This window comes from Streptomyces sp. NPDC002138 (assembly GCF_040296485.1).
Classification (GTDB): domain Bacteria; phylum Actinomycetota; class Actinomycetes; order Streptomycetales; family Streptomycetaceae; genus Streptomyces.
This window is the reverse complement of the sequence record NZ_JBEOXE010000017.1, coordinates 64711-89419: the sequence shown is the minus strand read 5'-3', so window position 1 is coordinate 89419 and position 24709 is coordinate 64711. Positions and strand designations below refer to the sequence as shown.

26 protein-coding genes and 1 tRNA gene are annotated in these 24709 nt (G+C 71.9%); 12 read left to right on the top strand and 15 right to left on the bottom strand.

The genetic code is table 11. The features are described from left to right. Nucleotides 1-48: 48 nt before the first annotated feature. Together ABT084_RS14080 and ABT084_RS14075 are read left to right on the top strand one after the other, a co-directional pair. On the top strand, nucleotides 49-471 hold the full coding sequence (locus ABT084_RS14080; RefSeq protein ID WP_351042446.1) for a hypothetical protein: 423 nt from the start codon (nucleotides 49-51) through the stop codon (nucleotides 469-471). Nucleotides 472-528: 57 nt separating this feature from the next. Further along, nucleotides 529-1416: a spermidine synthase gene (locus tag ABT084_RS14075; RefSeq protein ID WP_351042444.1), complete on the top strand. Its 888-nt coding sequence runs from the start codon at nucleotides 529-531 to the stop codon at nucleotides 1414-1416. A 20-nt stretch (nucleotides 1417-1436) separates the two neighbouring features. On the opposite strand, the gene ABT084_RS14070 is transcribed toward ABT084_RS14075, so the two are convergent. After that, on the bottom strand, nucleotides 1437-1946 hold the full coding sequence (locus ABT084_RS14070; RefSeq protein ID WP_351042442.1) for an SRPBCC family protein: 510 nt from the start codon (nucleotides 1944-1946) through the stop codon (nucleotides 1437-1439). Between the two features lie 75 nt (nucleotides 1947-2021). Here ABT084_RS14070 and ABT084_RS14065 point away from each other — a divergent pair, with 75 nt between their 5' ends. Next, nucleotides 2022-2627 (top strand): TetR/AcrR family transcriptional regulator, encoded by a 606-nt coding sequence (locus ABT084_RS14065; protein ID WP_351042439.1) that lies wholly within the window; start codon nucleotides 2022-2024, stop codon nucleotides 2625-2627. Here ABT084_RS14065 and ABT084_RS14060 read toward each other — a convergent pair. Then, on the bottom strand, nucleotides 2624-3673 hold the full coding sequence (locus ABT084_RS14060) for a YVTN family beta-propeller repeat protein (RefSeq protein ID WP_351042437.1): 1050 nt from the start codon (nucleotides 3671-3673) through the stop codon (nucleotides 2624-2626). The genes ABT084_RS14065 and ABT084_RS14060 overlap by 4 nt on opposite strands. A gap of 232 nt (nucleotides 3674-3905) precedes the next feature. Continuing rightward, a complete protein-coding gene (locus ABT084_RS14055) occupies nucleotides 3906-4454 on the bottom strand; it encodes a hypothetical protein (RefSeq protein WP_351042434.1) in 549 nt (182 codons plus the stop codon). A gap of 78 nt (nucleotides 4455-4532) precedes the next feature. On the opposite strand from ABT084_RS14055, the gene ABT084_RS14050 reads away from it, so the two are divergent. The 5 genes from ABT084_RS14050 to ABT084_RS14030 all read left to right on the top strand — a co-directional run bounded on the left by ABT084_RS14050 (nucleotide 4533) and on the right by ABT084_RS14030 (nucleotide 8350). Continuing rightward, nucleotides 4533-5222, top strand: coding sequence for a response regulator transcription factor (locus tag ABT084_RS14050; RefSeq protein ID WP_351042431.1), 690 nt, complete (start codon nucleotides 4533-4535; stop codon nucleotides 5220-5222). Between the two features lie 46 nt (nucleotides 5223-5268). Next, nucleotides 5269-6666 carry a sensor histidine kinase gene (locus ABT084_RS14045; RefSeq protein WP_351042429.1) on the top strand — a complete coding sequence of 466 codons (1398 nt, stop codon included), beginning with the start codon at nucleotides 5269-5271 and terminating at the stop codon, nucleotides 6664-6666. 68 nt (nucleotides 6667-6734) lie between these two features. Then, the gene (locus tag ABT084_RS14040; RefSeq protein ID WP_351042426.1) at nucleotides 6735-6899 is read left to right on the top strand and encodes a DUF5993 family protein; all 165 of its coding nucleotides are present in this window, start codon (nucleotides 6735-6737) and stop codon (nucleotides 6897-6899) included. 11 nt (nucleotides 6900-6910) lie between these two features. Next, the gene (locus tag ABT084_RS14035) at nucleotides 6911-7546 is read left to right on the top strand and encodes a disulfide bond formation protein B (protein WP_351042423.1); all 636 of its coding nucleotides are present in this window, start codon (nucleotides 6911-6913) and stop codon (nucleotides 7544-7546) included. A gap of 96 nt (nucleotides 7547-7642) precedes the next feature. Then, on the top strand, nucleotides 7643-8350 hold the full coding sequence (locus tag ABT084_RS14030; protein WP_351042420.1) for an NADPH-dependent F420 reductase: 708 nt from the start codon (nucleotides 7643-7645) through the stop codon (nucleotides 8348-8350). Between the two features lie 118 nt (nucleotides 8351-8468). On the opposite strand, the gene ABT084_RS14025 is transcribed toward ABT084_RS14030, so the two are convergent. Beyond that, nucleotides 8469-8987, bottom strand: coding sequence for a MarR family winged helix-turn-helix transcriptional regulator (locus ABT084_RS14025; protein WP_351042418.1), 519 nt, complete (start codon nucleotides 8985-8987; stop codon nucleotides 8469-8471). A gap of 116 nt (nucleotides 8988-9103) precedes the next feature. On the opposite strand from ABT084_RS14025, the gene ABT084_RS14020 reads away from it, so the two are divergent. After that, nucleotides 9104-9937 carry an NAD(P)H-binding protein gene (locus ABT084_RS14020; protein WP_351042415.1) on the top strand — a complete coding sequence of 278 codons (834 nt, stop codon included), beginning with the start codon at nucleotides 9104-9106 and terminating at the stop codon, nucleotides 9935-9937. Nucleotides 9938-10023: 86 nt separating this feature from the next. On the opposite strand, the gene ABT084_RS14015 is transcribed toward ABT084_RS14020, so the two are convergent. The 4 genes from ABT084_RS14015 to ABT084_RS14000 form a co-directional block, all read right to left on the bottom strand. Next, nucleotides 10024-10096 (bottom strand) — tRNA-His (locus ABT084_RS14015). Between the two features lie 105 nt (nucleotides 10097-10201). Further along, nucleotides 10202-10804 (bottom strand): oligoribonuclease, encoded by a 603-nt coding sequence (gene orn, locus ABT084_RS14010; RefSeq protein WP_351042412.1) that lies wholly within the window; start codon nucleotides 10802-10804, stop codon nucleotides 10202-10204. A gap of 144 nt (nucleotides 10805-10948) precedes the next feature. Then, nucleotides 10949-12118, bottom strand: coding sequence for a helix-turn-helix domain-containing protein (locus ABT084_RS14005; RefSeq protein WP_351042409.1), 1170 nt, complete (start codon nucleotides 12116-12118; stop codon nucleotides 10949-10951). A gap of 375 nt (nucleotides 12119-12493) precedes the next feature. After that, nucleotides 12494-12817, bottom strand: coding sequence for a hypothetical protein (locus ABT084_RS14000; RefSeq protein WP_351042407.1), 324 nt, complete (start codon nucleotides 12815-12817; stop codon nucleotides 12494-12496). Nucleotides 12818-13233: 416 nt separating this feature from the next. Between ABT084_RS14000 and ABT084_RS13995 the strand changes: the two genes are divergently transcribed. Both ABT084_RS13995 and ABT084_RS13990 read left to right on the top strand, forming a co-directional pair. Beyond that, nucleotides 13234-13764 carry a universal stress protein gene (locus tag ABT084_RS13995; RefSeq protein ID WP_351042404.1) on the top strand — a complete coding sequence of 177 codons (531 nt, stop codon included), beginning with the start codon at nucleotides 13234-13236 and terminating at the stop codon, nucleotides 13762-13764. 120 nt (nucleotides 13765-13884) lie between these two features. Continuing rightward, the gene (locus tag ABT084_RS13990) at nucleotides 13885-14451 is read left to right on the top strand and encodes a GPR1/FUN34/YaaH family transporter (protein WP_351042401.1); all 567 of its coding nucleotides are present in this window, start codon (nucleotides 13885-13887) and stop codon (nucleotides 14449-14451) included. Between the two features lie 92 nt (nucleotides 14452-14543). Here ABT084_RS13990 and glmS read toward each other — a convergent pair whose 3' ends face one another. The 3 genes from glmS to ABT084_RS13975 form a co-directional block, all read right to left on the bottom strand. Beyond that, entirely contained in the window at nucleotides 14544-16361 is a 1818-nt protein-coding gene (gene glmS, locus ABT084_RS13985; RefSeq protein WP_351042398.1) for a glutamine--fructose-6-phosphate transaminase (isomerizing), read from the bottom strand. 66 nt (nucleotides 16362-16427) lie between these two features. After that, nucleotides 16428-16703: a hypothetical protein gene (locus ABT084_RS13980; RefSeq protein WP_351042396.1), complete on the bottom strand. Its 276-nt coding sequence runs from the start codon at nucleotides 16701-16703 to the stop codon at nucleotides 16428-16430. A gap of 107 nt (nucleotides 16704-16810) precedes the next feature. Continuing rightward, nucleotides 16811-17707: a DUF4429 domain-containing protein gene (locus ABT084_RS13975; RefSeq protein ID WP_351042393.1), complete on the bottom strand. Its 897-nt coding sequence runs from the start codon at nucleotides 17705-17707 to the stop codon at nucleotides 16811-16813. Nucleotides 17708-17759: 52 nt separating this feature from the next. Here ABT084_RS13975 and ABT084_RS13970 point away from each other — a divergent pair, with 52 nt between their 5' ends. After that, complete coding sequence (locus ABT084_RS13970; RefSeq protein ID WP_351042390.1) at nucleotides 17760-19343, top strand: beta-N-acetylhexosaminidase; 1584 nt, start codon at nucleotides 17760-17762, stop codon at nucleotides 19341-19343. 97 nt (nucleotides 19344-19440) lie between these two features. On the opposite strand, the gene ABT084_RS13965 is transcribed toward ABT084_RS13970, so the two are convergent. The 4 genes from ABT084_RS13965 to ABT084_RS13950 are packed head-to-tail and all read right to left on the bottom strand — an operon-like array spanning nucleotide 19441 to nucleotide 24620. Beyond that, nucleotides 19441-21222, bottom strand: coding sequence for an IucA/IucC family protein (locus ABT084_RS13965; protein WP_351042387.1), 1782 nt, complete (start codon nucleotides 21220-21222; stop codon nucleotides 19441-19443). Beyond that, a complete protein-coding gene (locus ABT084_RS13960) occupies nucleotides 21219-21803 on the bottom strand; it encodes a GNAT family N-acetyltransferase (protein ID WP_351042383.1) in 585 nt (194 codons plus the stop codon). The genes ABT084_RS13965 and ABT084_RS13960 overlap by 4 nt, the downstream gene beginning before the upstream one ends. Then, nucleotides 21800-23119 (bottom strand): lysine N(6)-hydroxylase/L-ornithine N(5)-oxygenase family protein, encoded by a 1320-nt coding sequence (locus tag ABT084_RS13955; protein ID WP_351042380.1) that lies wholly within the window; start codon nucleotides 23117-23119, stop codon nucleotides 21800-21802. The genes ABT084_RS13960 and ABT084_RS13955 overlap by 4 nt, the downstream gene beginning before the upstream one ends. Further along, nucleotides 23103-24620, bottom strand: a complete 1518-nt coding sequence (locus ABT084_RS13950) for a pyridoxal phosphate-dependent decarboxylase family protein (protein ID WP_351042377.1) — start codon at nucleotides 24618-24620, stop codon at nucleotides 23103-23105. Before ABT084_RS13950 ends, ABT084_RS13955 begins: the two co-directional genes overlap by 17 nt. Nucleotides 24621-24709 lie beyond the last annotated feature (89 nt).

Genomic DNA, 24709 nt, shown 5'->3' with positions numbered 1-24709 from the left:
CCCGGCCGGCACGCGCATCGAGGAGGGGTTCCCTTGTTGGAGGGCGGCATGGAGAGCAGTGGAACGAGCACCGCGCCCGAGCCGGGTGCGGCCCCGGCCGGAGCCCCGGCGGACACCCCGGCCCCGGACCTGGTGACCGTGCCGACGCGGCAGGGGCTGGAGGCCGTGGACATCATCCGCCGCGCCGCCGCCCGGGACGCCGGAGTGGGCCCGGTGCTGCACGACGGGTCCGGCGCCACCCTCGGATTTCTGGTACCGCCCGGCACCGCCGACGCCTGGGACATGCCCGGCAGCGCGTGTACGCAGACGAACGGGCGCGGCATCCGGCTCTTCGGCGAGTCCCCCACGGCGGGCGGCACCGGCTGGCTGCTGCCCCCGGACTCCACCGGACCGGTCACCGACCCCGCGGTGCTGCGCGCCGCCCTCGGCGAGGCGGCCCGGCTGATCGAGGCCGCCGACAACTGCCGCTGAGGGGGCGCCGAGGCCTCGGGGCGGGCCCGTGAGCTGGGACGACGTCATACTGGGGGCATGGCTAAGGGCAGGCAGCGCGGCGAACGGGGCAGCGGCGGCGGACGGTCGGCGGCTGCCGAGCCCGTCGTCGGGCAGGTCGACGGCGGCACGGCGGAGCTGGAGCCGGACCGCGAGCGCGGCAACGCCTGGACCCTCCTGCTCGACGGCGCCCCGCAGTCCCATGTCGACCTGGACGATCCGGGGTACCTGGACTTCTCCTACCAGCGCCGGATCGGGCACCTCATCGACCTGGCCGCCCCCGCCCGCCAGCCGCTCAACGTGCTGCACCTGGGCGGCGGGGCCTTCACCCTGGCCCGCTACACGGCGGCCACCCGCCCCCGCTCCAGCCAGCAGATCGTGGAGATCGACGCGGGCCTGGTGTCCTTCGTACGGACCCACCTCCCGCTGGACCCGCAGGCGCGGGTCCGGGTCCGGGCCACCGACGCGCGGGCCGGGCTCGGCAAGCTCCCGGACGGCTGGGCGGACCTGGTGATCGCCGACGTGTTCAGCGGCGCGCGCACCCCCGCGCACCTGACCAGCGCCGAGTTCCTGGACGACGTACGCCGGGTGCTGAACCCCGCCGGGTGGTACGTCGCCAACCTCGCGGACGGTCCGCCGCTGGCGCACCTGCGCGGGCAGATCGCCACCGCCGCCTCCCGGTTCGGGCAGCTGGCGATGGCCGCGGACCCGGTGGTGTGGCGGGGAAAACGATTCGGCAACGCGGTGCTCGTCGCGGCGGACCGCGAGCTCCCGCTGGCCGAGTTCACCCGGCGCGTCGCGAGCGACCCGCACCCGGGGCGGGTCGAGCACGGCCGGGAACTGGCCGCCTTCGCGGGCGGCGCGGCCCCGGTGGCCGACGCCTCGGCGGTCGCCTCCCCGGCCCCGCCGCCGTCGGTGTTCCGCTGAGGGGCGCGCCGGCCCACCCCCTAAGCCGTCCGGCCGGGCCCTTGGCGTGGGCCGCGGCCGAGGGCGCGGCGCAGGACGCGGACGCGGAGCGACCAGCGGGCCGGGTGGGGCAGCCGGCCGGTCGTCGCGCGCTGGACGTTGTCGAACGCGTCGTGGAGCAGGGCCTCGTGCAGCCAGCGGATCACCAGCGGCCACATCAGACGCATCCTGCCCTCCATGCGCCCTTCCGCGGTGTGGGTGATCCGGCAGCGCTCCGGTCCGTCGGGGGTGATCAGGAACTCGTGGTACCCGTGCATGCCGAGCCCGGGAGCGAAGGCGAACCGTACGCGCCGGCCCGGTTCGTACGCCGTCACCGCGTAGCCGATCCGGCCGTGCCCGCCGCGCGAGCCGACCGCGAGGCCCGCGTCGAGGACCAGCCGCGGCCAGTCCTGAGCGGGCCAGACCCGGTCCCGCGGGCCGCCCAGGAGGTCGAGGAGGGCGCCCACCTCGGTGGCGGAGGCATCGATGGTGCGCTCTTGGATGTTGTGCACGTCGTCTCCCTGCAGGTCCCTGCCCACGTCTCCATACGGAGGCGTATGGAGGCGACCGTACGGTAGCGTATGGACGTGGAACAAGGGCGACGACGGCTTACCGCGGACGACTGGGCGGCAGCGGCGCTCGACGCGATCGGCGAGCGCGGGCTCGCCGGGGTCGCCGTCGAGCCGCTCGCGACGCGGCTGGGCACGACCAAGGGCAGCTTCTACTGGCACTTCACCCACCGCGACGCCCTCATCGAGGCGGCCCTCGCGCTGTGGGAGCGCCGGTTCACCGAGGCGACCATCGCGGACCTGGCAGCCGAGACCGATCCGCGCGCACGGCTGAGGCTCCTGCTCACCCAGGTCGCCGACCACGCGGGACGGCGCGGCGCGGCGGCCGCCAATCTGCTGGCTTCGGCCGACCACGAGCTGGTGGCGCCCGTCGTGCGCCGGGTGGTGCGGAGGCGGCTCGACTACATGATCGAGCTGTTCCAGGAGATCGGCTTCCCGCCGGAGACCGCCGAGCGGCGCGCCCTGCTGGGCTACGCCGCGTACGTCGGCCACGACGAGCTGGAGACCAGACTGCCGGGCGTGCTCGCGCTGGGCGGCGACACCGGCCGTGACGACGGGCGGCTGGCCGCCTACGTCGACTCGGTCCTCGAACTCCTGCTGCACGGCGCCCCGGCGCGCCCCTAGCGGGCTGTGGGCCCGCAGCGCGGCTCGTCGGCCCTGCCTCGTGCCGCCGCCACGCCGGTCGGGCCGTCGCCCACGGTCACCGTGTTCGTCGCGCGGGCCGTCGAGGTGTCGATGACCGACAGGGTGTCCGACTCGAAGTTGCTGACGTAGACCCGGGAGCCGTCCGGGCCGACAGCGAGGCCGTTGGGGCCGTCTCCCACGGCGACGGTGTCGGTGACGGCACGGACGCGGGTGCTGATCACGGACACGCTGTCGGACCCGATGTCGGCGACGTAGACCTGGCGGCCGTCCGGTCGCACCCCGATCCCCGCGGGCTGGTCCCCGACCGGGATGCGGTCCGATTCCGCGCCCTCGTGAACGTCGACCACCGACACGTCGTCGGAGGTCAGGTTGGACACGTACAGGTGCCGGCCGTCGGGGGTGAGCACCAGGGCGGTCGGTCCGCTGCCGACGGGGATGGTGCCGGTGACCGTTCCGGTGGCGGTCCGGACCACCGAGACGGTGCCGGACGCGGCGTTGGCGACGTACAGGGTGCATCCGTCGGGCGTCACCGCCACGCCCAGCGGGGCACGGCCCACCGCGATGGTGTCCGTCACGGCGCGGGTGCGGGCGCTGATCACCGACACGTTGTCCGACCCGACGTTGGCGACGTAGACCCTCTGGTTGTCAGGGGAGACGGTCACCCTGCTCGGTTCGTCCCCGACGGCGATGGTGGCGATGACCGTCCGGGTGCGGGTGTCGATCACCGACACGGTGTCCGACGCGGAATTGGTGACGTAGGCGCGGGCGCCGTCCGGGCTGACGCTCACGGCGTCCGGTCCGTGCCCGACGGGAACGCCGGCCACGACCGCGCCGGTGCCGGTGTCGACGACCGACACCGTGTCGGAGTGCAGGTCGGCGACGTAGACGAGGGCATCGGGCCGCGGGGCCGGCCCGGCTCCCGGCGTCCAGGCGGCCGCGCCGGCCGGGCTTGCCGGTCCCACCAGCGCCGCTGCCGCACAGAGCGCCACGGCCGCTCGCCGCCCCATGTCCTGATTCCTCGTCATGGGGTCACGCTAGGGCTCCGGAACGGAAAGGCGCGGGAGGCTCACGCCCGGCCGCCCGAAGGGGCGATCTAGGGGGTGTCTGACGGATGTCCGCGGCGTCGCGGCGCCCGGCACGCGCTCTCGCCGCACCGACCGAAAACCCGAGTACGTCCAGTACACGGGCCTCCGGTCGGCGCACCGAGAGCACGCACCGGACACCCCTCCTTCCCCACGCACATCCGTCAGACACCCCCTAGCCGTCGACGACCTCGACCACGGGGGGATGGCCGTTCCAGGTGCAGAAGACGGACACCACGCGGTTGTCCCGGGTGAAGTTCACCCGGATCCACTCCGTCTGCTTCCACACCTGCATCCGCCAGCCGGCGTCCGGGGTCGCCGAGACCAGCTGGGCCGAGGAGCCGCCGAGGTCGAAGACCACCCGGCCGCCCGAGGCCGCGTAGCTCTTGACGTTCCCGGTGTCCCCGCCGGAAGGCCGCCGGTAGGACTGCTCCGGCGGGGCCGACGAGGACGGCCCGGCGGCCGGGGAGGAGGACGCGGGGGACGGGGGAGCGCTGGGCGACGGCGTCGTGGACGCCGTCGCGGAGGCGGAGCCGGAGGGCGCGGGGGCGGGCGGCGACGCGTCGTGCGTCGAGGAGGACCGCGGCAGCGCCGTCAGCGGCACGGCGCGCGGGGGATCGTAGGCCGTACCGGACATGACGGTGTGCACGCCCCACCAGGAGAGCGTCACCGCGGCCCCGGTAGCCAGCGTCCAGGCCAGTGCGTGGACAAGTCCTCGTTGCATCAGAGGACATCCTGCACCACCCGTTCGAGTGGTGGCCCGCGGCCTCCGGGGTCCCCCGAATGGCGTACGGTGCCGCTCATGGCAAGTGTGCTCGTGGTCGAGGACGACCAGTTCGTACGTTCCGCCCTCATCCGGCACCTGACCGAGGCCGCCCACACCGTGCGGAGCGTCGGCACGGCCCTGGAGGCGCTGCGCGAGGTCGCGCACCACCCCTTCGACGTGGTCATCCTGGACCTCGGCCTGCCCGACCTGGACGGCTCGGAGGCGCTCAAGATGCTGCGCGGGCTCACCGACGTACCGGTGATCATCGCGACCGCGCGCGACGACGAGGCGGAGATCGTCCGGCTGCTCAACGACGGGGCCGACGACTACCTCGTCAAGCCGTTCTCCGTGGAGCACCTGTCCGCCCGGATGGCCGCCGTGCTGCGCCGTTCGCGCGCCACCGTCGGGGGCGAACCGCCCTCGCGGGTGCTGCGCGTGGGCGGACTGGCCATCGATCCGCTGCGGCGGCAGGCCGAGCTGGACGGGACGGTGCTGGACCTGACCCGGCGCGAGTTCGACCTGCTGACCTTCCTGGCCGGGCGGCCCGGCGTGGTCGTGGCGCGGCGCGAGCTGCTGGCCGAGGTGTGGCAGCAGTCGTACGGCGACGACCAGACGATCGACGTCCACCTGTCCTGGCTGCGCCGCAAGCTCGGCGAGACCGCCGCCAGCCCGCGCTACCTGCACACGCTGCGGGGTGTGGGCGTCAAGCTGGAGCCGCCCCTGTGAGCGGCGCGCGCACCTGCGGCGGGCGGTACGGAGCGGGCGGCCGGCGATGAGGTGGGCGCTGGTCAAGGTGTGCCTCGCGGTCACCGTCATGGTCGTCGCGGCCTTCGCCATTCCGCTCGGGCTGGTCGTCCGGGAGATGGCCAGCGACCGGGCGTTCTCCAATGCCGAGCGGCAGGCGGCCACGATCGGTCCGACCCTCTCCATCACCACCGACCCGCTCCAGCTGCGCAAGGCCGTCGAGTCCACGCAGATGGGCGCGGCCCGGCGGATGGCCGTGCACGTCCCGGCCGTCGGCGGGAGCGCGGCCGTGGACATCGGCGGACCGGGAGAGAGCGGCGCGGGCTGGGCGGGAGCGCGGGCGGTCGCCGAAACCCGGAGCTACGGGCGGGGGATGACCACGTCGGTGGCGGGCGGGGGGTCGGCGCTGCTCCAGCCCACCGCCCTCGGCTCCGGCGACATCGCGGTGATCGAGATCTACGTGCCCGAGAGCGAGGTCAGCAATGGGGTCACCACCGCCTGGCTGATCCTCGCGGGCGTCGCCCTCGCGCTGATCGTGGGCTCGGTGGCGGTCGCGGACCGGCTCGGCGCCCGCCTGGTGCGCCCGGCCGAGCGACTCGCGGACGCCGCCCACCGGCTGGGCGAGGGGAAACTGGGCGCGCGGGTGCCGGAGGACGGGCCCAAGGAACTCCGCTCGGCCGCCGTCGCGTTCAACTCCATGGCGGACCAGGTCGTCGAACTCCTCGCCAGCGAGCGGGAGCTGGCCGCCGACCTCTCGCACCGGCTGCGGACGCCGCTGACGGTGCTGCGGCTCAACGCGGCCTCGCTCGGGGACGGTCCGGCGGCCGAGCAGACCCGCGCCGCCGTCGAGCAGCTGGAGCGCGAGGTGGACACGATCATCCGGACCGCGCGCGAGCAGCGGCCGACCGCCGCGCAGGGGTTCTCGGGCGCCGGGTGCGACGCCTCGGAGGTGATCCGGGAGCGGATGGACTTCTGGTCGGCGCTGGCGGAGGACGAGGGCCGCGAGGTGCGGCTGGCGGGCGTGGACCGGGTGGTACGGATCCCCGTGGCCCGGCCGGAGCTGGCTGCGGCGCTGGACGCGATGCTCGGCAACGTCTTCCGGCACACCCCCGAGGGCACCCCCTTCGCGGTGGACGTGCACGACGCGGGGGACGCGGTGATCGTGCTGGTCTCGGACGCGGGGCCGGGGATCGCCGACCCGGACGCGGCGCTGCGGCGCGGGAACGACGGGGGCCGGGACGGGTCGACGGGGCTGGGCCTGGACATCGTGCGCCGCGTCGCGGAGTCGACGGGGGGCGACGTACGGCTGGGGCGGTCGGTGCTCGGCGGGACCGAGGTACGGGTGTGGATCGCGCTGGACGGGCGGACCCGCGGCGACGTGGTCGGGGCGCGCGGGCGCCGCGGCCGGCGCAAGCGGGGCAAGTGACGTAACCGCAGGCGGGCGGGGGCGCGCCTCGTGGGGGGGTGCGGCGGCCGGTCGGTACGGTCCGGCGCATGGACACCCTTATCTTCGGCGGTCTCCTCGCCACCATGATCGCGATGTACCGGGACGCGTCCCGGGCGCTCGTGCTCGCGGCCTGGTGGATCATGCTGCTCGCCGTGATCCTGCTGATGGCGCACCACATCACCAGCGGCCTCGCCCTGAAGCTGAGTTACTGACCGTGGCCGCGATGCGCAGCATCATGTCCGAGGCGCCGCTCGCGGGCGGTCTGCTGGGGCGGGTCCAGTACTGGTTCGCCTGCGTCTTCGCCATCGGCTGGACGGGCGTCGTCTGCGGGGGTCTCTTCTTCCAGTTCGGGCTCTGGGAGTACCCGTGCCCGCTCTGCATCGTGCAGCGGATGTTCATGCTGCTGGCCGCGCTCGGGGCGGCGTACATCATCCGTACGGGGCTCACCACGGGGGCGGTGACCGGCCGCGACTACATGATGGGCTGGGGGCTGGCCCTGGTCGCGGTGGTCGCCGGGTCCTTCGCCTCGTGGCGGCAGACGATGCTGCACGTCCTGCCGGGTGACAAGGGGTTCGGGAGCGAGGTCCTCGGCCTGCACCTGTACGTGTGGGCGTGGGTGCTCTTCCAGGCCTCCGTGGTCGCGATCGGGATCGTGCTGGCCTTCGCGCACTCCACGGCGGACCGCGCGGTGCCGGAGGACGGGCCGTACCGGTCGGTGGGGCTCTTCGCGCTGTGGTTCCTCGGCGCGGTGATCGCGGTGAACGTGGTGGCCGTCTTCTTCGAGGAGGGGTTCCACTGGTTCCTCCCGGACGACCCGACGCAGTACCGGCTGCCGTACGACATCGGCCTCCTCGACTGACGGACGCGGGCATCCTTGCTGGTGCCGTGGCCCGGCGAACCCTTACGGTCAGCGGCACAAGGGCCACAACTCGCCTTCCACGAAGGGAAGTCCGCAATGCGCTACGCAGTCCTCGGTACCGGGATCGTCGGCCGCACGCTCGCGGGGAAGCTCGTCTCCGTCGGCCACGACGTGGTGATCGGCACCCGGGACCCGGTCGCCACGCTCGCGCACACGAGCGACGACCCCGCCGCCCCGTCCTACGCCGACTGGCAGGCGGGCAACCCCGAGGTGGGGCTGGCCGCCTTCGCGCAGGCCGCGGAAGGGGCAGACGTGCTCGTCAACGCGACGGGCGGCCGGGCCAGCCTGTCGGCGCTGGCCACGGTGGACCCCGCCCACCTGGACGGGAAGGTGCTGATCGACATCGCCAACCCGCTCGACTTCTCCCGGGGGTTCCCGCCCGGGCTCGACCCGGTCGACAGCGACAGCCTCGGCGAGCAGATCCAGCGCGCGCACCCGGCGCTGCGCGTGGTCAAGACCCTCAACACCATGCAGTGCGCGGTGATGGTGGACCCGGCCCGGGTCGCCGGGGAGCACCACGTCTTCCTGTCCGGGGACGACGGGGACGCGAAGAAGGAGGTGCGCGAGCTGCTGCACTCCTTCGGCTGGCCGGAGGCGAGCGTGCTCGACCTCGGCGGGATCGAGACCGCGCGCGGCACCGAGATGCTGCTGCCGATCTGGCTGCGGCTGATGGGGTCGCTCGGGCACGCCGACTTCAACTTCCACATCCAGGGGGCGGGGCCGGTCGGCTCCGGGCGCCCCTGACGGATGCGCGATGGCACCGTGGCGATCCGGCGATCCGGCGATCCGGCGAAGGGGCTGGAGGGGCTGGAGGCGCTGAAGGCGGCGGCCGGCTGAGTGGACGGTGGCCGGGCGGCGGCGGTCAGTCCGTTGGTTCGGCGGCCGGGCCCGCGGCCAGGCGGCGGGCTTGCGCGCGGCCGACTTCGGCGGCGCGGTGCAGGTAGTCGGCGATGACGGCGAGCTCGGCGTCCGAATAGCCCGCCAGTACTTCTCCGAAGGCGCGGCCCGGGGTCTCCCAGGCCGCGCCGATCCGCGCGCGGGCCTCGGGAGCGAGGGCGACGAGGGAGCGGCGGCGGTCATGGGGGTCGACCTGCCGCTCGACGATGCCCGCCTTGACCATGCGGTCCACGAGGCGGGTGGCCGAGCCCGAGGTCAGGCCGGTGAGCCGGGCGATGTCGCCGGTACTGACGGGGCCGGGCTCGATGTCGAGGAGCGCGATGCACTGCAGGTCCGTGGGGTGCAGGCCGATGTGGTCGGCCAGGGCCTGGCTGAAGAGTGAGTAATCGGCGTAGTGCCGCTGGCTCTCGCTGACGACCCGCGCGAGCAGCTCGGCCCGGCTCCAGGGCTGGGAATCACCCGAAGGAAGTGAATCGGTTGACATCGGCTTCTCCATGCTCCAAATTTATCTGTGTGACGCAGAGGATGTGTCGCACAGAATCTGCGCCATGTAGTTCATCTTAGCCGGGCGCACCACGGAACACGAAGGGACCCACTGACATGACGATCCTCGTCACCGGCGGTCGCGGAGCCATCGCCCGGGGCCTCGCGGCCCTCCTCGCCGAGCGCGACATCCCGTTCCGGCTCGCCTCCCGCGAGCCCGGGACCCCGGACGCGGCTCCGGGCGCCGTCCACTGCGACCTGACCGACCCCGCGACCTTCCCGGCCGCCCTGGCCGGCGTGCGTGCCGTCTTCCTGTACGCCGCCGCCGAGGGCATCGACGACTTCGTCAAGGAAGCCGTCCGCGCCGGAGTGGAGCACATCGTGCTCCTGTCCTCCTCCAGCGTTCTGGACCCCGATGCCCGCGAGAGCGCCCTGGCCGCGTCCCATCTCGCCGTGGAGGAGGCCCTGCTGGCCGCTCCGCTGCGGACCACCCTGCTGCGCCCCGGATCCTTCGCGAGCAATGCGGGCCAGTGGGCCTGGTCCATACGCTCCGGTGAGCCGGTGCGGCTGCCTTACCCCGGCGCGCACAGTGACCCGGTCCATGAGGCGGACCTCGCCGAGGCGGCCTTCGCCGTCCTCACGGACCCGGGCCTGGGCGGCCGGGCCTACACCCTCACGGGGCCCCGGTCGCTGACCTTCGCCGAGCAGCTGGAGGTGCTCTCCCGGGTGCTGGACCGGCCGGTCGCCTTCGAGACGCTCACCCCGCAGGCGTGGAAGGACTCCGTCGCCGCGTATGTGCCCGGTCCCTACGCCGATGCCCTGCTGGCCTACTGGGCCGCGGGGGTCGGGGTCCCGGTGGAGATAACCGGCTCCGTCGAGCTCCTCACCGGGCACCCGGCCCGCTCCTTCGCCGACTGGGCCGAGGACCACGCCGCGGAGTTCGCGGGGTAGGCCGCGACCGTCTCCTTCCAGGCGCGAACCGTCCGGGAAACGCGAAGGGCCCCGGTCCGCTCGCGCGAACCGGGGCCCTCCATCAGGGTGAGTGACGGGACTTGAACCCGCGGCCACCTGGACCACAACCAGGTGCTCTACCAACTGAGCTACACCCACCATGCCCGGCGGGAATCCCGACCGGCCGATTAAAAGGGTACAGGGTCCGAGAGGGTGCTCGCTCCCACCTTTTTCCCGGCCCGCAGGGGCCCCTCCGGCAGGCCGCTACTCGGCGGGGACGACGTACTTCGCGGCGATGGTCCGCGCGGTGTCCGAGTCCGGGCCGGGCTGCGGGACGAAGACCGCTTCCCGGTAGTAGCGCAGCTCGGCGATGGACTCCTTGATGTCCGCGAGCGCCCGGTGGTTCCCGCTCTTGGGCGGACTGTTGAAGTAGGCCCGCGGGTACCAGCGGCGCGCCAGCTCCTTGACCGAGGACACGTCCACGATCCGATAGTGCATGTAGGCCTCGAGCGTGCCCATGTCGCGCAGCAGGAAGCCGCGGTCGGTGCCGACCGAGTTCCCGCACAGCGGGGCCTTGCCCGGTTCCTTGACGTGTTCCCGTACGTAGGCCAGGACCTGGGCCTCGGCGTCCGCGAGGGTGGTCCCGCCGGCCAGTTCGTCGAGCAGGCCGGATGAGGTGTGCATCTCGCGCACCACGTCGGGCATGGTCACCAGGGCGGCGTCCGGCGGGCGGATCACGATGTCCACGCCTTCGCCGAGCACGTTGAGCTCCGAGTCGGTGACCAGTGCGGCCACCTCGATAAGTGCGTCGTCCGCCAACGAGAGCCCGGTCATCTCGCAGTCGATCCACACCATGCGATCGTTCATGCGTCCCACCTTATGCGGAGCTTCCGTTTCTACGAGCCTCCCGGCGGGCCCGGGGTGTGGGCCTCCCGGTACGCGCAGGTCCCCCCGGCCCCGATGAAGGGCCGGAGGGACCTGCCGTGCGGCGGTGTCCGCCCGGGGCGGGGACTACGCGTGTTCGCGCAGGACCCGGCCGGGGGAGTACAGCTCGGTCACCGACGGTCCGGTGGCCGCCAGCGCGGCCGCGGCCCGCTGGGGCTGCGGAGTGCGCTGGTGCGGAACCGGCCCGTCCAGCTGTGCCACCTGCGATACGTCGGCCTGCGGCCGGCGCGCCCGGTAGGCGGAGCGGTAGGCGGCGGGGGAGGACCCCAGCTGCCGCCGGAAGTGCCCGCGCAGCGCGACCGGCGAGCGGAACCCGCAACGCCCGGCGACCTCGTCGACCGAATAGTCGGAGGTCTCCAGCAGCCGCTGTGCCTGGAGCACCCGCTGGGTGATCAGCCACTGCAGCGGCGCGCTGCCGGTCAGCGAGCGGAACCGCCGGTCGAAGGTGCGCCTGCTCATGTAGGCGCGGGCCGCCAGCGTCTCCACGTCGAACTGCTCGTGGAGGTGTTCCAGCGCCCAGGCGACGACCTCGGCCAGCGGGTCGGCGCCGATCTCCTCCGGCAGCGACCGGTCGAGATAGCGCTCCTGGCCCCCGGTGCGGCGCGGCGGCACGACGAGCCGGCGGGCCAGTGCCCCGGCCGCCTCGCTGCCGTGGTCCGTGCGCACGATGTGGAGGCACAGGTCGATTCCGGCCGCGGTGCCCGCGGACGTCAGTACGTCGCCGTCGTCCACGAACAGTTCGCGCGGATCGACATGGACGGACGGGTACCGCTTGGCCAGCGTCGGCGCGTACATCCAGTGCGTCGTCGCGGGCCGCCCGTCGAGCAGACCGGCGGCGGCGAGCACGAAGGCTCCCGTGCACAGTCCGACGATCCGGGCCCCCTCCTCGTGCGCCAGACGCAGTGCGTCGAGCGCCTCCGGAGGCGGTGGCGAAGTGATGGAGCGCCAAGCGGGCACGACGACCGTGCCTGCCCGGGCGATCGCCTCCAACCCGTATGGCGCGGTCAGTTCGAGTCCGCCGGTGGTCCGCAGCGGACCGTCCTCCCCGGCGCACACGAGCAGTCGATAGCGTGGAACTCCCGCGTCCTGCCGGTCAATGCCGAACACGGAGAGTGGAATGGAACTCTCGAAGATCGGACCGCCGCTGAAGAGCAGCACCGCAACAATTTCCCTGCGGCGGCGCCCTGCGAGCTTCCGGCCGGCGTCCGCGACGACGGCGGTGGAATCCTGGCTCATGGCGCTAAGCCCCCCTTGGGTGTCGCGACTCCTTGGTCTGGTCGCACCTGCACGTTTCCCCTCGGCCTTGCACGTGATCCCCCGCCGTAAATACATGATCGAATCTACTGCGTCCCGTGGTGTCGGCGTGACAAGTTCAGCACGCAGCGCTATGTCGACTTGGCAACTTGGCGAAAAGCATTCGATCAGGAACCCTTCCACTCCGCCAGGCGGGTGGGAAGCGCGCCGTTGGCCGCTGGCCAGTACGCATAGGGTCAGAGCCTTCCTCCGGCTCCGTCGTCCCTGGTGGTGGGGGGGTTGGGCAGGCCTTCCGGCAAGGGTGGAGTCCGGAAGGGAAGTTGGCTGAAAACATGCGGGCGCGGGTGTACGAATCAGTCATTCGTGGGTGGAGATCCCGCCGCCGGAGCCCTGGCAGCCACGATGGGTTCCGGCCCCCGGACGGGAGTGCCGGCCGCGGGGTGCGGCCCCCGGGGGGAGCGCCACCGGGACCCGGACGGCGGCCCGCTGGGTCTTCTCCGAGTGGCGCAGCATCACCCGGCACGCCGCCGTGACCGTCATCAGGCCCAGGGTCGCGACCGCGGCCCCGCCGAAGGAGGTCCCGTAGACGACGAGGACCACGGGGACGAGCAGGCAGCTGAAGGCGGCCCAGCGGACCACGTCACCCGCCGGATCGTCGCCGGGGTGCCGAGCGGAGCGCACGGACGGGTGAACGGACGGGTGAACGGACGCGTGGTGGGCGCGCGGGCGCGGTGGGGCGGACTGTGCCGGCGGAGCTGGCTGGACGGGGTGGACCGGATGACCGGGCACGGCGTACTCCCTGCGGGCTCTTCCTGGACGGTCGGACCCTTGTCCAACGCCGCGCGGCAGGGCTCGGTCACTGCGCGCACGGGTGGCTCGTCACTGCCTGTAGGGGGCAGCGGCCATTGCCAAGGCGGCCGCGCTCCGGCATGCTCCCTTCGACGCTCTCCAAGGGCGGCAAGCCCTGTGCACGACAGGAGTGTCGCCGTACCCTGGGGGTAAGGGCTTGGGAAGATGGTTTCCCGGACAGACCCCCGTCACCCTGAGTCGCCGATTCCGCGCGACCCTTATCCCGAGGACCTTTCGCCGAGACGCCCATGGCCGGTCACGAATTCTCCGAACCCGCGGACCGCAAGCGCAAACCCCTCGCCGACTCCGTGTCGGCCGACCTGCGCGCGGTGGAACAGACACGTCTCGCCTGCGACCCGGCCTTCCGGCACGGGGTCGTGGTGGGATTCGACGGCTCGACGTCCAGCGAGCGCGCGCTCGCGTACGCGATCGGGATGGCCCGTCGCTCCGGCTCCGGTCTGATCATCGTCCATGTGGCCAACCGGCTGCCCACCACGGTGTGGGCCGGCTGCGAGCCGCCCGTCTTCGTGGACGTCCCGGACCACCGCACCGAGGTGCTCGGGCTGGAGCTGGCCTGCGCCGACTATCTGACCGAGGTCCCGTGGATCCTGGTCGAGCGGGGCGGGGACATCTGCCACGAGCTGGAGGAGGTCGGCCGCGAGTATGCGGCCGACGCCATCGTGGTCGGCTCCACCCAGGGCTTCGTGGGGCGGCTCTTCGGCTCGGTGGCCGGGCGCCTCGCCAAGCGGGCCCAGCGGCCGGTTGTCGTCATCCCGTAACCGGGCGACTCCGTCCCGTGACCCACCCGTGACCCACGGTCTGGTGGATTGCTCCCTTGTGAAGGGTAGATAAAAGTCGCTGGGACACAGCACAAAACTGCAGATCGAAGGGAGCCCGCCGTGGACAACGACGTCTCTGCGGGAAGCACGGCCACGACTTCGACCCTGGGGCACCTGGCCCTGGGTCTGACCCTTCTCGCGTTCGGAATCGGCCACACCGGCATCATCAGCGGGGTGTCGGCGGCGGATTCCGTCTCGCTCGCCATGTACATCGGCGGTCTCGCCCTGTTCGTCCTCGGGGTCCTCGAATTCCGCGGCGGCAACGGCTTCAACGGTACGGCGTTCGCCGGGCTCGGCGCCTTCTGGTTCACCTGGGCCAGTGGGGCGGGCGACAAGGTGTCCGCCCACGCAGGCGGAACGTTTCTCGTGCTCTTCGCCCTGCTGGCACTGACCCTCACGGTCGGCGCCGCGAGCGGGCTGTTCGGCCAGGTCATGTACGGCCTGCTGTTCCTCTCCCTGGTGCTGCTCGCCATATCCGCCTTCGCGGACAGCGGCTCGCTGGCCAAGGCGGCGGGCTGGGTCGCGGCGGTCTCCGGACTGCTGGGCTGGTACGGAGCCACGGCGGCGCTCGCCAAGTGGCCGATGGCGGTCGGCGGGAGCTCCCGCGGGGCCGTCGCCGCGAGCTGAACCGGGAGCGGAACAGCGAACTGCCCCCCGTGCGCGAGGCACGGGGGGCAGTTCGTCGTCCGTCGCCGGCCGCCGGCCGACGGGCGGAGCGACTATTCGACGGTGACCGACTTGGCCAGGTTGCGCGGCTTGTCGATGTCCCGGCCCAGGGACAGGGCCGTGTGGTACGCCAGCAGCTGGAGCGGGATCCCCATCAGGATCGGGTCCAGCTCGTCCTCGTTCTTCGGCACCACAATGGTGTGGTCGGCCTTTTCCTGCTCGCGGTGGGCCACCGCGAGGATCCGGCCGCTGCGGGCCTTGATCTCCTCGAGCGCCGCGCGGTTCTTCTCCAGCAGGTCGTCGTCCGGCACGATCGCGACGGTGGGCATCGCGGGCTCGATCAGGGCGAGCGGGCCGTGCTTCAGCTCGGAGGCCGGGTAGGCCTCGGCGTGGATGTAGGAGATCTCCTTGAGCTTGAGCGAGGCCTCCAGCGCCACCGGGTAACCGCGCACCCGGCCGATGAACATCATCGACTTGGCCTCGGCGTACTCGGCGGCCAGCTTCTTGATGTCCTCCTCGCCCTCCAGGATCTCCTGGATCTGGGCGGGCAGCTTGCGCAGGCCCTCGATGATCCGCTTGCCGTCGGTGACGGACAGGTCGCGGATGCGGCCGAGGTGGACGGCGAGCAGCGCGAAGGCGACCACCGTGTTGGTGAAGCACTTGGTGGAGACGACGCAGACCTCGGGGCCCGCGTGCACGTACACGCCGCCGTCGGCCTCGCGGGCGATGGCCGAACCGACCACGTTGACCACGCCGAGGACGCGGGCGCCCTTGCGCTTGAGCTCCTGCACCGCCGCGAGCACGTCGTACGTTTCACCGGACTGCGACACCGCGATGTAGAGGGTGTCGGGGTCCACCACCGGGTTGCGGTAGCGGAATTCGGACGCCGGCTCGGCGTCGGCGGGGATCCGCGCGAGGCTCTCGATGAGGCCCGCGCCGATGAGGCCCGCGTGGTAGGAGGTGCCGCAGCCCAGGATCTTGACGCGGCGGATGCCGCGCGCCTCGCGCGGGTCCAGGTTCAGGCCGCCGAGGTGCACGGTGGAGAACCGGTCGTCGATCCGGCCGCGCAGCGCGCGGTCGACCGCGTCGGGCTGCTCGGAGATCTCCTTGTGCATGTAGGTGTCGTGGCCGCCCATGTCGTAGGAGGCGGCCTCCCACTCCACGGTCTCGGGGGTGGCGGTGGTCGTCGTCCCGCTCGTCGTGTAGGTGCGGAAGTCGTCGGCCTTGAGGGTGGCCATCTCGCCGTCGTTGAGGGTCACGACCTGGCGGGTGTGGGCGATGAGCGCGGCGACGTCGGAGGCGACGAGCATCTCCTTCTCGCCGATGCCGAGGATGACGGGCGAGCCGTTGCGGGCGACGACGATGCGGTCGGCGAAGTCGGCGTGCATCACGGCGATGCCGTAGGTGCCCTCGATGACCTTGAGCGCCTCGCGGACCTTCTCCTCCAGGGTGTTCGCCTGGGCGCGGGCGATCAGGTGGACGATCACCTCGGTGTCGGTCTCGGAGGCGAAGACGACCCCGTCGGCCTCGAGCTTGGCGCGCAGCTCGGAGGCGTTGTCGACGATGCCGTTGTGGACGACGGCGACCTTGTTCTCGGGGTCCAGGTGCGGGTGGGAGTTGTGGTCGCTCGGGGCGCCGTGGGTGGCCCAGCGGGTGTGGGCGATGCCGGTGGTGCCGGTGAAGCGCTTGGGGACCTTCGCCTCCAGGTCGCGGACTCGGCCCTTGGCCTTGACCATCTTCAGCGCGGGGGACTTCGGGGTGTTGACGACCATGCCGGCCGAGTCGTAACCGCGGTACTCCAGTCGCGCGAGTCCCTCCAGCAGCAGCGGTGCCACGTCACGCTTGCCGATGTAACCCACAATTCCGCACATACGGTGATGCCCCTCCTGAAGTTCGATACATGTGCCCGGCGGCGGCCCGGTGGCCGCGCGGCCGGTTCAGCCGTAGACGATGCGGCGCAGCTGCCGCAGCGAGAGCTCCGGCGGCGCCACGGCGCGGTGCGGCAGCTCGGCCGCGATGCGCTCGAAGATGTCCGCGTTCACCGCGCCGCCGGACTGCAGCTCGCGGTGGCGGCGCCGGACGAATTCCTCGGTCGTCTCGTCGAAGTACGCGAGGACGTCGAGCACGACCCGGGCGGCCTCACCGCGCTGGAGCGCGGTGCTGCGGACCAGGTGGTCGACGAGGTCGTCATGCGACGCGAGGCGATCGGGCACCCGTAGATACTGACCGCCGATCGCCCGGAACGCAAAAATCCTGCCCGGAATCGGGCAGGATTAAGCTGGTACGGACCAACGGAAGAGAATAATCCGGTCCGGGTCGGTCAGAAACGACGCAAAACGGCCTGCTTCGCCACCGAGAATTCCTCCGCCGTGAGCACCCCGCCCTGGTGCAGCTCGGCCAGCTCGCGCAGCCGCCGCAGCAGCACGTCGTGATCCTCCGCCGGGGCCTCCCCGGCGGGCGTGGCCGCGGCGGGCAGCTCCTTCTTCGCCCACCCCGCCGCAACGGCGTCCCGGGGAGCGGCCGGATGCGGCATCCGCGCCAGCACCGCCGCCGCGACCAAAGCCATCAGCGGGTCCTTCCTGAAGCCGAACAGCTCCACCGCGTACGGGTCGTACTTCGGAGCGGGCGCGGGCGGCGCGCCCCTCAGGGCGAAACGGAGGTAGCCGTTCTCGATCCCCGCCGCCGGGAACCACTCCACCGACCGCAGGTCACCCGCACGGAAATCCCGGGGTCCGGCGGACCGCTTCGACTCCTCCGTCTTCCAGTTCCACTCCAGCGCGACCCGGTCCCCGTCGAAGGACACCGTCCCGTCCCCCGCGCCCACCGTGATCGGCACCACGGGTCCCGGGAGCAGGTACGCGTCCACCGGGCCCGGATCCACCCGCTCCAGCAGCAGGGCGCGGCGCACCTCGTCCACGAAGTACTCCGCGACGCCCGCGCGGTCCGCGTGCACCGTCAGCACGTACGGATCGGACGCCTCCGGCAGCTGCCCGCCCGTCACCTGGAGCAGCGAATCGGCCCCGTCCCGCAGGCGCAGCCGCAACCGGCCCGCCCTGCGCCCCGGTTCGAAGGAGATCCCCGCCAGCGCGCGCAGCGGCACGACCACCTCGCCGAGGGTCCGGCGCAGCAGCCCCACCCCCTTGTCGTGGCCCGGCACGATGCGCACCGCGTCCCCGTCGAACGTCCAATTGCCATCCTTCTGGATGATTTCCGCCATGCCCGGATTCTCGCACCGTGCGCGGGGCCGCTCCTGGCCTATACCTGGGCTCATGAGAGTCCCGCGCACCTTCGCCGCCCTGCTGGTCCTCATGGCGGCGGTCTCCTGCACCGCGGCCCAGGGCGATGACGGGAAACCGGGCGCCCCGGCGCCCGCGCTCCCCGCCTACCAACGGCTGCTCCCGGCGCCCGCGCAGGCGAGAGCCGCCGCCCCGGGCACCGGTTACGTCCTCGGTCCGGGCACGGTGATCCGCGCCGACCCGGCCTCCCCGGACACCCGGGAGGCCGCCGAACGGCTCGCGGAGCGGCTGCGCGCCTCCAGCGGCCTGTCCCTGATGGTCGTGGACAGCGCCGAGGCGGACGGAATCCTGCTGCGGATCGACGAGGGGGCCGAGGAGCTCGGCGCGGAGGGGTACAAGCTGACCTCCGACGCGACCGCCGTCACCCTCACCGCCCACACCCCGGCCGGGCTCTTCTACGCGGTGCAGACCCTGCGCCAGCTGGCCCCCGCGGCGGGCGGCGGCCTGATCCAGGGCGGCACGATCACCGACCGGCCGCGCTTCGCCTACCGGGGCGCCATGCTCGACATCGCCCGCCACCACTTCCCCGTCGGCCAGGCGAAGCGGTACGTCGACCAGCTCGCCCAGTACAAGGTCAACACGCTGCACGTGCACCTGAGCGACGACCAGGGCTGGCGCCTCGCCATCGACTCCTGGCCGCGGCTGGCGGAGTACGGGGGCGCCACCGAGGTCGGCTCCGGGCCCGGCGGGTCCTGGAGCAAGGAGGAGTACCGCTCGCTGGTGGAGTACGCGAAGGAGCGGTACGTCGAGGTGGTGCCCGAGATCGACATGCCGGGGCACACGAACGCGGCGCTGGCCTCCTACGCCGAACTGAACTGCGACGGCAAGGCGCCCAAGCGCTACACGGGGATCAAGGTCGGCTTCAGCTCGCTGTGCGTGGGCAAGGACGTCACGTACCGCTTCATCGACGAGGTGCTCGGCGAACTGGCCGAGCTGACCCCGGGCCGCTACCTGCACATCGGCGGCGACGAGGCGCACAGCACGAAGGCCGAGGACTACGCGGCGTTCATGGAGCGGGCGCAGCAGTCGGTGGCGAAGTACGGGAAGAAGGCCGTGGCCTGGCACCAGCTGGCGGCGGCCCGCCCGGCGGACGGGACGGTGCTCCAGTACTGGGGGACCGCGACCACCTCGGCCGCGGAGAAGGCGAAGGTGGCGGACGCCGCGAAGAGCGGGCACCCGCTGATCCTGTCCCCGGCGGACCGGCTCTACCTCGACATGAAGTACGACCTGACGACGAAGCCGGGCCTGATCTGGGCCGGTTTCGTGCCGGTGAAGCGGGCGTACGACTGGGACCCGGGGACGTACCTGAGCGGGTCCGGGGTGCCGGAGTCCGCGGTGCTGGGGGTGGAGGCCCCGCTCTGGACCGAGACCATCGGGACCCGCGCCGACCTGGAGTTCATGGCCTTCCCACGGGTCCTGGGGCTCGCGGAGCTGGGCTGGGCGCCGAAGAGCGCGCACGACTGGACGGCGTACGCGCAACGCCTCGCGGAGCAGGGCCCGCGCCTCGACGAGCAGGGCGTGACCTTCTACCGGGCACCGGACGTCCCCTGGTCCTGACCCGTGGGGCCGGGCGGGGACGAGGTCGGGACCAGGGGCCGCGAGGGCCGGGTGCGCGCCGCGAGGGACCGTATCGGAGCGCGCGCCCGGCCTCCGGTCACCGCCGCGCGAAGGGCGCGACGGGGTTCTTGAGGGTGCCGATCAGCTGGAGCGCGCCGGCCGGATCGGCGAGGTCGACCATCTGCTTGTTGTCGCGCAGCTGGAGCCGGTTCAGGCAGGACAGCTGGAACTCCTCGGCGAAGAGGTCGTAGCGCTCGAACCGCTCCGCGAGCTGCGGCATCGAGTCCTGGTAGGCGTGTCCGCACTCGGCCACCGCCCGCCAGAAGGTGGTCTCGTCGCAGATGCCCTCCGACTCCAGGATCGAGCCCAGGAAGCGGAAGAAGCAGTCGAAGACGTCCGTGAAGACGGACAGGAGCTTCATGTCCTCCGGGATGTCCGCCCGGACCCGCTCGACCGCGGGCGGCAGCACCGCGTCCGGGTCCATGACGACGATCTCCTCGGCGATGTCCTTGAAGACCGCCCGCTTCACCACGCCGCCCTCGATGACGAGGATGGTGTTCTCGCCGTGCGGCATGTAGGCGAGGTCGTACTGGTAGAAGCAGTGCAGCAGCGGCACCAGGTAGGCGCGCAGGTACGAGCGCAGCCACTCGGCCGGAGCCAGCCCCGACTCCTCGATCAGGGCGCCCACGAAGGACTTCCCCTCGGAGTCGACGTGCAGCAGCGAGGCCATCGTGGCCAGCCGCTCCCCCTCGCGCAGGGACGCCACCGGGGACTCGCGCCACAGCGCGGCGAGCATCTTGCGGTACGGCGAGTACCGGTCGGTGGCGCGCTCGTACTGGCGGTGGTGGTAGCCGATGGCCGCCCGCTCGCGGATGATCGAGAAATCGACCGAGCGCAGGGTCTCGTCGCCCTGGATCAGCTGGTGCAGCCAGTCGTTGATGGCCGGGGTGGCCTCCATGTAGGCGGCGGAGAGGCCGCGCATGAAGCCCATGTTGAGGACCGAGATCGCCGTCTTGACGTAGTGCTTCTCCGGCGCGCTCCGGTTGAAGAACGTCCGGATCGACTGCTGCGCGAGGTAGGCGTCCTCGCCCTCGCCCAGCAGCACGAGGCGCCGGCTCGCGATCTCGGCCGCGAAGGTGACCGAGGTCTTGTTCCACCACTGCCAGGGGTGGACCGGCAGCAGGTGGTAGTCCGCGAGGTCCAGGCCCTGCTCCGCGAGGCGCGCCGCGAAGCCCGCGACGGCGCGCTCGCCCAGCTCGGCGCGGAGGAAGGAGTCGTGGTCCAGCCCGGCGCCCGCGGTGAAGGTGGAGACGTCCTTGCGCGCCGCGACCCACACGAGGTGGACGGGGCTCGCGGCCTCCGGGGCGTAGGAGAGGAACTCGTGGACGCCGAAGCCGAGGCGGCCGTTGTTGGCCACGAAGCAGGGGTGGCCCTCGGTCATGCCCGTCTCGATGTCCTGGAAGGAGGACTTCGCGAGGACCGCGGCCGGGGTCTGCTCCTTGGTGTACTTGAACGCGGTCCCGGCGAGGGTGGAGGAGATCTCCTCCAGGTACACCGGGAGCACCTCGGGGCTCAGCCCCAGCGTCTCGCGCAGCTCGATGTGGAAGTCGAGCGCGTCGAGGGGGAGTTCTCGGCCGTCCTGGTGACGGGTGACCGAGGGCTCCTCGACCGCCCAGTGGTCCAGGGCGTGGCGGCGCGCGGTGAAGCGGTATTCCACGCTCCCGTCGTCGCTGCGGACGGCGTAGCGGTCCTCGCCGAGCGGCTCGGGGGTCAGCAGGCGCTCGTGCGAGAACTCCGCGAGGCCCTTGCGGACCAGGGCGCGGTTGGCGCGCTCCCACAGTGCGGGGGAGAGGTGGGCGACGGCGTCGGCGAGGTTCATGCCAAGGCTCCCTGCGCGGCCGTGGCCGCCTGGAACCGGGCGCGGGTGCAGAAGCTCAGCAGGGCTTCCTTCTCGGGCTTGGTGACCGGGCCGTCGGGCTCGAAGCCGACCGCCGCGTTCAGGGCCTGCACGGCGGTGTTGTGCAGGTCCGGCTCGACGACCACGCGGAGGGTCGCCGGGTCGTCGAACAGGGCCGCCATGACCGTGGTGAGGACGGCGAGGGTGAACCCGTGCACCGGCCGGTCGCTGGGGGCGACCAGGAAGTGCATGCCGACGTCCCCCGGCCGGGCGTCGTACAGACCGACCAGCTCCAGCTCGCTCGGGTCGTAGCGCTCCATCAGGAAGGCCGGGCGGCCGTCGTGCAGTCCGATGAACGCGTCGTGGTGCTCGGCCGCGGCGATCTTCATGTACTCGCGCTCGACGTCCGGCAGCGAGGCGCCCTGCATCAGGTAGAACGCGGCCTTCGGGTGGGTGACCCAGCCGTGCAGCAGCTCCGCGTCGGCGAAGGGGTCCAGCGGCCGCAGGGCGAAGGTGCCCAGCGCCGGGTCGGTGCGGGTGAAGAGGACGTCGGTGGTGCTCATGCCAGGGTGCCTTCCGGGGCGGCGAACTGCTGGAACGCGATGGACTTCTCGACCTTGTAGTACGCGCGGCCGAGCAGTTCCCCGACGATGTACGCGTTGCGGTACGCGGCCATGCCCAGGTCGGGCGAGGTGATCGAGTGGTTGTGGACCGTCCCGTTCTGCAGGAACACGCCACGGCCGGTGATGTCGATGCTGTAGTTGCGGGCCGCGTCGGGGCGCCCGTGGCCGTCGAAGTTCAGCCGGTCGCGGACCGGGTCCAGGAACTCCGGGACGCTGTACTTGTAGCCGGTGGCGAGCACCAGGCCCTCGGTGGTGAGGGTGAAGTCGCGCTCCTGCTCCTCCTGGCGCAGCCCCAGGGTGTAGGTGCCCGTGGTGGTGTCGTACGCCGCGGAGTTCAGCGCGGTGTTGGTCAGCAGGGTGGTCGGGACCGGGCCCGGCGAGGAGACCTTCTTCTGGTAGAGCAGGTCGAAGACGGCGTTGATCAGCTCGCCGTCGATGCCCTTGAAGAGGTTCTTCTGCGAGGTCTCCAGGCGGTAGCGGGTCTCCTCCGGCAGCGCGTGGAAGTAGTCCACGTACTCGGGGGAGGTCATCTCCAGCGTCAGTTTGGTGTACTCCAGCGGGAAGAACCGCGGGGAGCGGGTGACCCAGTTGAGCTGGTAGCCGTGTACGTCGATCTCGGAGAGGAGGTCGTAGTAGATCTCGGCGGCGCTCTGGCCCGAGCCGACCAGGGTGATCGACTTCTTCTTCTGCAGCTCCGCCTTGTGCCGCGTGTACGCGGAGTTGTGCGTGACGTCGCCCCCCAGGCCCGCGCAGGCCGGCGGGACGAAGGGCGGGGTGCCGGTGCCGAGGACCAGGCGGCGGGCGCGGTGCACGGAGCCCCGGTCGGTGTGGACCTCGTACAGCCCGGCGGCCTCGTCGTAGGTGACCTCGGTGACGGAGGTCGAGTACAGGACGTTGTCGAGGCGGTCGGCGGCCCAGCGGCAGTAGTCGTTGTACTCGGTCCGCAGCGGGTAGAAGTTCTCCCGGATGTAGAAGGAGTACAGCCGGTCCTTGTCCTTCAGGTAGTTCAGGAAGGAGAAGGGCGAGGTCGGGTCGGCCAGCGTGACCAGGTCCGACAGGAACGGCGTCTGCAGGTGCGCGCCGTCCAGGAACATCCCGGCGTGCCATTCGAAGTGCGGCTTCGACTCGATGAACAGACCGTCGAGCTCGTCGATCGGCGCCGTCAGGCAGGCCAGTCCCAGGTTGAAGGGACCGAGTCCGATGGCGATGAAGTCGTGCGGCCCGCGGGGCTCACGGAGGTCACGAGGCGTGGACAAGGGATTCTCCCAGGTACTGCTCGGCGTGCGCGGCGAGCAGGTCGAGGACGGCCGCGATGTCGGACGTCGTGGTCTGCGGGTTGAGGAGGGTGAACTTCAGGTACTGGTCGCCGTCCACCTTGGTGCCGGCGACGACCGCCTCGCCCGACGCGAACAGGGCCTTGCGGGCGTGCAGGTTGGCCTCGTCGACCAGGTCGGCGCGGATCTCGCCCGCGTCCGGGCCGGGGACGAAGCGGAAGACCAGGGTGGAGATCTGCGGCTCGACGACGACCTCGAAGCGGGGGTCGGAGTCGATCAGCTTCCAGCCCTCGGCGGCCAGGTCGACGACCTCGTCGAAGAGCGAGCCGATGCCGTCCGCGCCCATCACGCGCATGGTCATCCAGAGCTTGAGGGCGTCGAAGCGGCGCGTGGTCTGGATCGACTTGTCGACTTGGTTGGGGATCTTCCCCCAGCTACCGCTGGGAGGAGCCCCCGGCTCGTCCATCTGGCGCGGGTTGAGGTAGTCCGCGTGGTACGTGGCGTGCCGGAGGGTGTCGCGGTCGCGGACCAGCATCGCGCTGGAGGAGACGGGCTGGAAGAACGACTTGTGGTAGTCGACCGTGACCGAGTCGGCGCGCTCGATGCCGTCGAGGAGGTGCCGGCGGGTGGGGGAGACCAGCAGGCCACAGCCGTAGGCGGCGTCCACGTGCATCCACGCGGAGTGCTCGGCGGCGAGGTCGGCGATCTCCTGGAGCGGGTCGATGGACCCGAAGTCGGTGGTGCCCGCCGTGGCGACGACGGCCATCGGGAAGAGGCCTTCGCGGACGCAGGTCTCCAGCTCGAGGGCCAGGAGCGAGGTGTCCATCCGGCGGTTGGCGTCGCAGGGGACGGAGATGACCGCTTCGTAGCCGAGGCCGAGCATGGCGGCCGACTTCTGCACGCTGAAGTGGCTGCACTCGGAGGTGAAGATGCGCAGCTTCGGCAGCACCTGCGATTTGGGCAGGACGGCCGCGCTGTTCCGCATGATCGCGCGGCAGGCCTCGTCACGGGCGAGGAGCAGCGCGTGGAAGTTCGACTGGCTGCCGCCGGAGGTGAAGATGCCGTCCGCGGCGGGGCCGAGGCCGATGCGCCGGGCGGTCCAGTCGACCAGGCGGCGCTCGATGAGCGTGCCGCCGATGGACTGGTCCCAGGTGTCGAGCGAGGAGTTGACGGCCGAGAGGACCGCCTCGCCGAGCACCGCCGGTATGACGACCGGGCAGTTGAGGTGACCGAGGTAGCGCGGGTGGTGGAAGTACACCGCGTCGCGCAGGTAGACCTCTTCCAGCTCGTCCAGGACGAGGGCAGGGTCCACCAGCGGCTGGTCCAGGTCGATCCCGTCGATGACCGGGGTGAGTTCGTCGACGGACATGCCGGTGTGGGGCCGTTCCGTGGTGGCGATCTTGGCCGCAACGCGTGCGACGCCCTCGGTGACGGAACGCCGGTAGAGGTCCGCGGTCGTCTCGTTGAGCAGATGCTGACGCATCAACTGGTTCCTCCGGGCAGGGAAGAGAGGGAGTGGGGCTGGTGTTACTTAGGTTAGCCTAACCTAAGTAACACCAGCAAATAGAGATG

What these genes read in the sequence shown, in the direction of transcription:
- ABT084_RS14075 (WP_351042444.1), top strand. Translation starts at nt 529, where the DNA reads ATGGCTAAGGGCAGGCAGCGCGGCGAACGGGGCAGCGGCGGCGGACGG.
- ABT084_RS14060 (WP_351042437.1), bottom strand. Translation starts at nt 3,673, where the DNA reads ATGACGAGGAATCAGGACATGGGGCGGCGAGCGGCCGTGGCGCTCTGT.
- orn (WP_351042412.1), bottom strand. Translation starts at nt 10,804, where the DNA reads ATGAACGATCGCATGGTGTGGATCGACTGCGAGATGACCGGGCTCTCG.
- ABT084_RS14025 (WP_351042418.1), bottom strand. Translation starts at nt 8,987, where the DNA reads ATGTCAACCGATTCACTTCCTTCGGGTGATTCCCAGCCCTGGAGCCGG.
- ABT084_RS14040 (WP_351042426.1), top strand. Translation starts at nt 6,735, where the DNA reads ATGGACACCCTTATCTTCGGCGGTCTCCTCGCCACCATGATCGCGATG.
- ABT084_RS14045 (WP_351042429.1), top strand. Translation starts at nt 5,269, where the DNA reads ATGAGGTGGGCGCTGGTCAAGGTGTGCCTCGCGGTCACCGTCATGGTC.
- ABT084_RS14080 (WP_351042446.1), top strand. Translation starts at nt 49, where the DNA reads ATGGAGAGCAGTGGAACGAGCACCGCGCCCGAGCCGGGTGCGGCCCCG.
- ABT084_RS13995 (WP_351042404.1), top strand. Translation starts at nt 13,234, where the DNA reads ATGGCCGGTCACGAATTCTCCGAACCCGCGGACCGCAAGCGCAAACCC.
- ABT084_RS14020 (WP_351042415.1), top strand. Translation starts at nt 9,104, where the DNA reads ATGACGATCCTCGTCACCGGCGGTCGCGGAGCCATCGCCCGGGGCCTC.
- ABT084_RS14055 (WP_351042434.1), bottom strand. Translation starts at nt 4,454, where the DNA reads ATGCAACGAGGACTTGTCCACGCACTGGCCTGGACGCTGGCTACCGGG.
- ABT084_RS14035 (WP_351042423.1), top strand. Translation starts at nt 6,911, where the DNA reads ATGCGCAGCATCATGTCCGAGGCGCCGCTCGCGGGCGGTCTGCTGGGG.
- ABT084_RS13975 (WP_351042393.1), bottom strand. Translation starts at nt 17,707, where the DNA reads ATGGCGGAAATCATCCAGAAGGATGGCAATTGGACGTTCGACGGGGAC.
- ABT084_RS14005 (WP_351042409.1), bottom strand. Translation starts at nt 12,118, where the DNA reads ATGAGCCAGGATTCCACCGCCGTCGTCGCGGACGCCGGCCGGAAGCTC.
- ABT084_RS14050 (WP_351042431.1), top strand. Translation starts at nt 4,533, where the DNA reads ATGGCAAGTGTGCTCGTGGTCGAGGACGACCAGTTCGTACGTTCCGCC.
- ABT084_RS13965 (WP_351042387.1), bottom strand. Translation starts at nt 21,222, where the DNA reads ATGAACCTCGCCGACGCCGTCGCCCACCTCTCCCCCGCACTGTGGGAG.
- ABT084_RS13970 (WP_351042390.1), top strand. Translation starts at nt 17,760, where the DNA reads ATGAGAGTCCCGCGCACCTTCGCCGCCCTGCTGGTCCTCATGGCGGCG.
- glmS (WP_351042398.1), bottom strand. Translation starts at nt 16,361, where the DNA reads ATGTGCGGAATTGTGGGTTACATCGGCAAGCGTGACGTGGCACCGCTG.
- ABT084_RS13960 (WP_351042383.1), bottom strand. Translation starts at nt 21,803, where the DNA reads ATGAGCACCACCGACGTCCTCTTCACCCGCACCGACCCGGCGCTGGGC.
- ABT084_RS14030 (WP_351042420.1), top strand. Translation starts at nt 7,643, where the DNA reads ATGCGCTACGCAGTCCTCGGTACCGGGATCGTCGGCCGCACGCTCGCG.
- ABT084_RS13950 (WP_351042377.1), bottom strand. Translation starts at nt 24,620, where the DNA reads ATGCGTCAGCATCTGCTCAACGAGACGACCGCGGACCTCTACCGGCGT.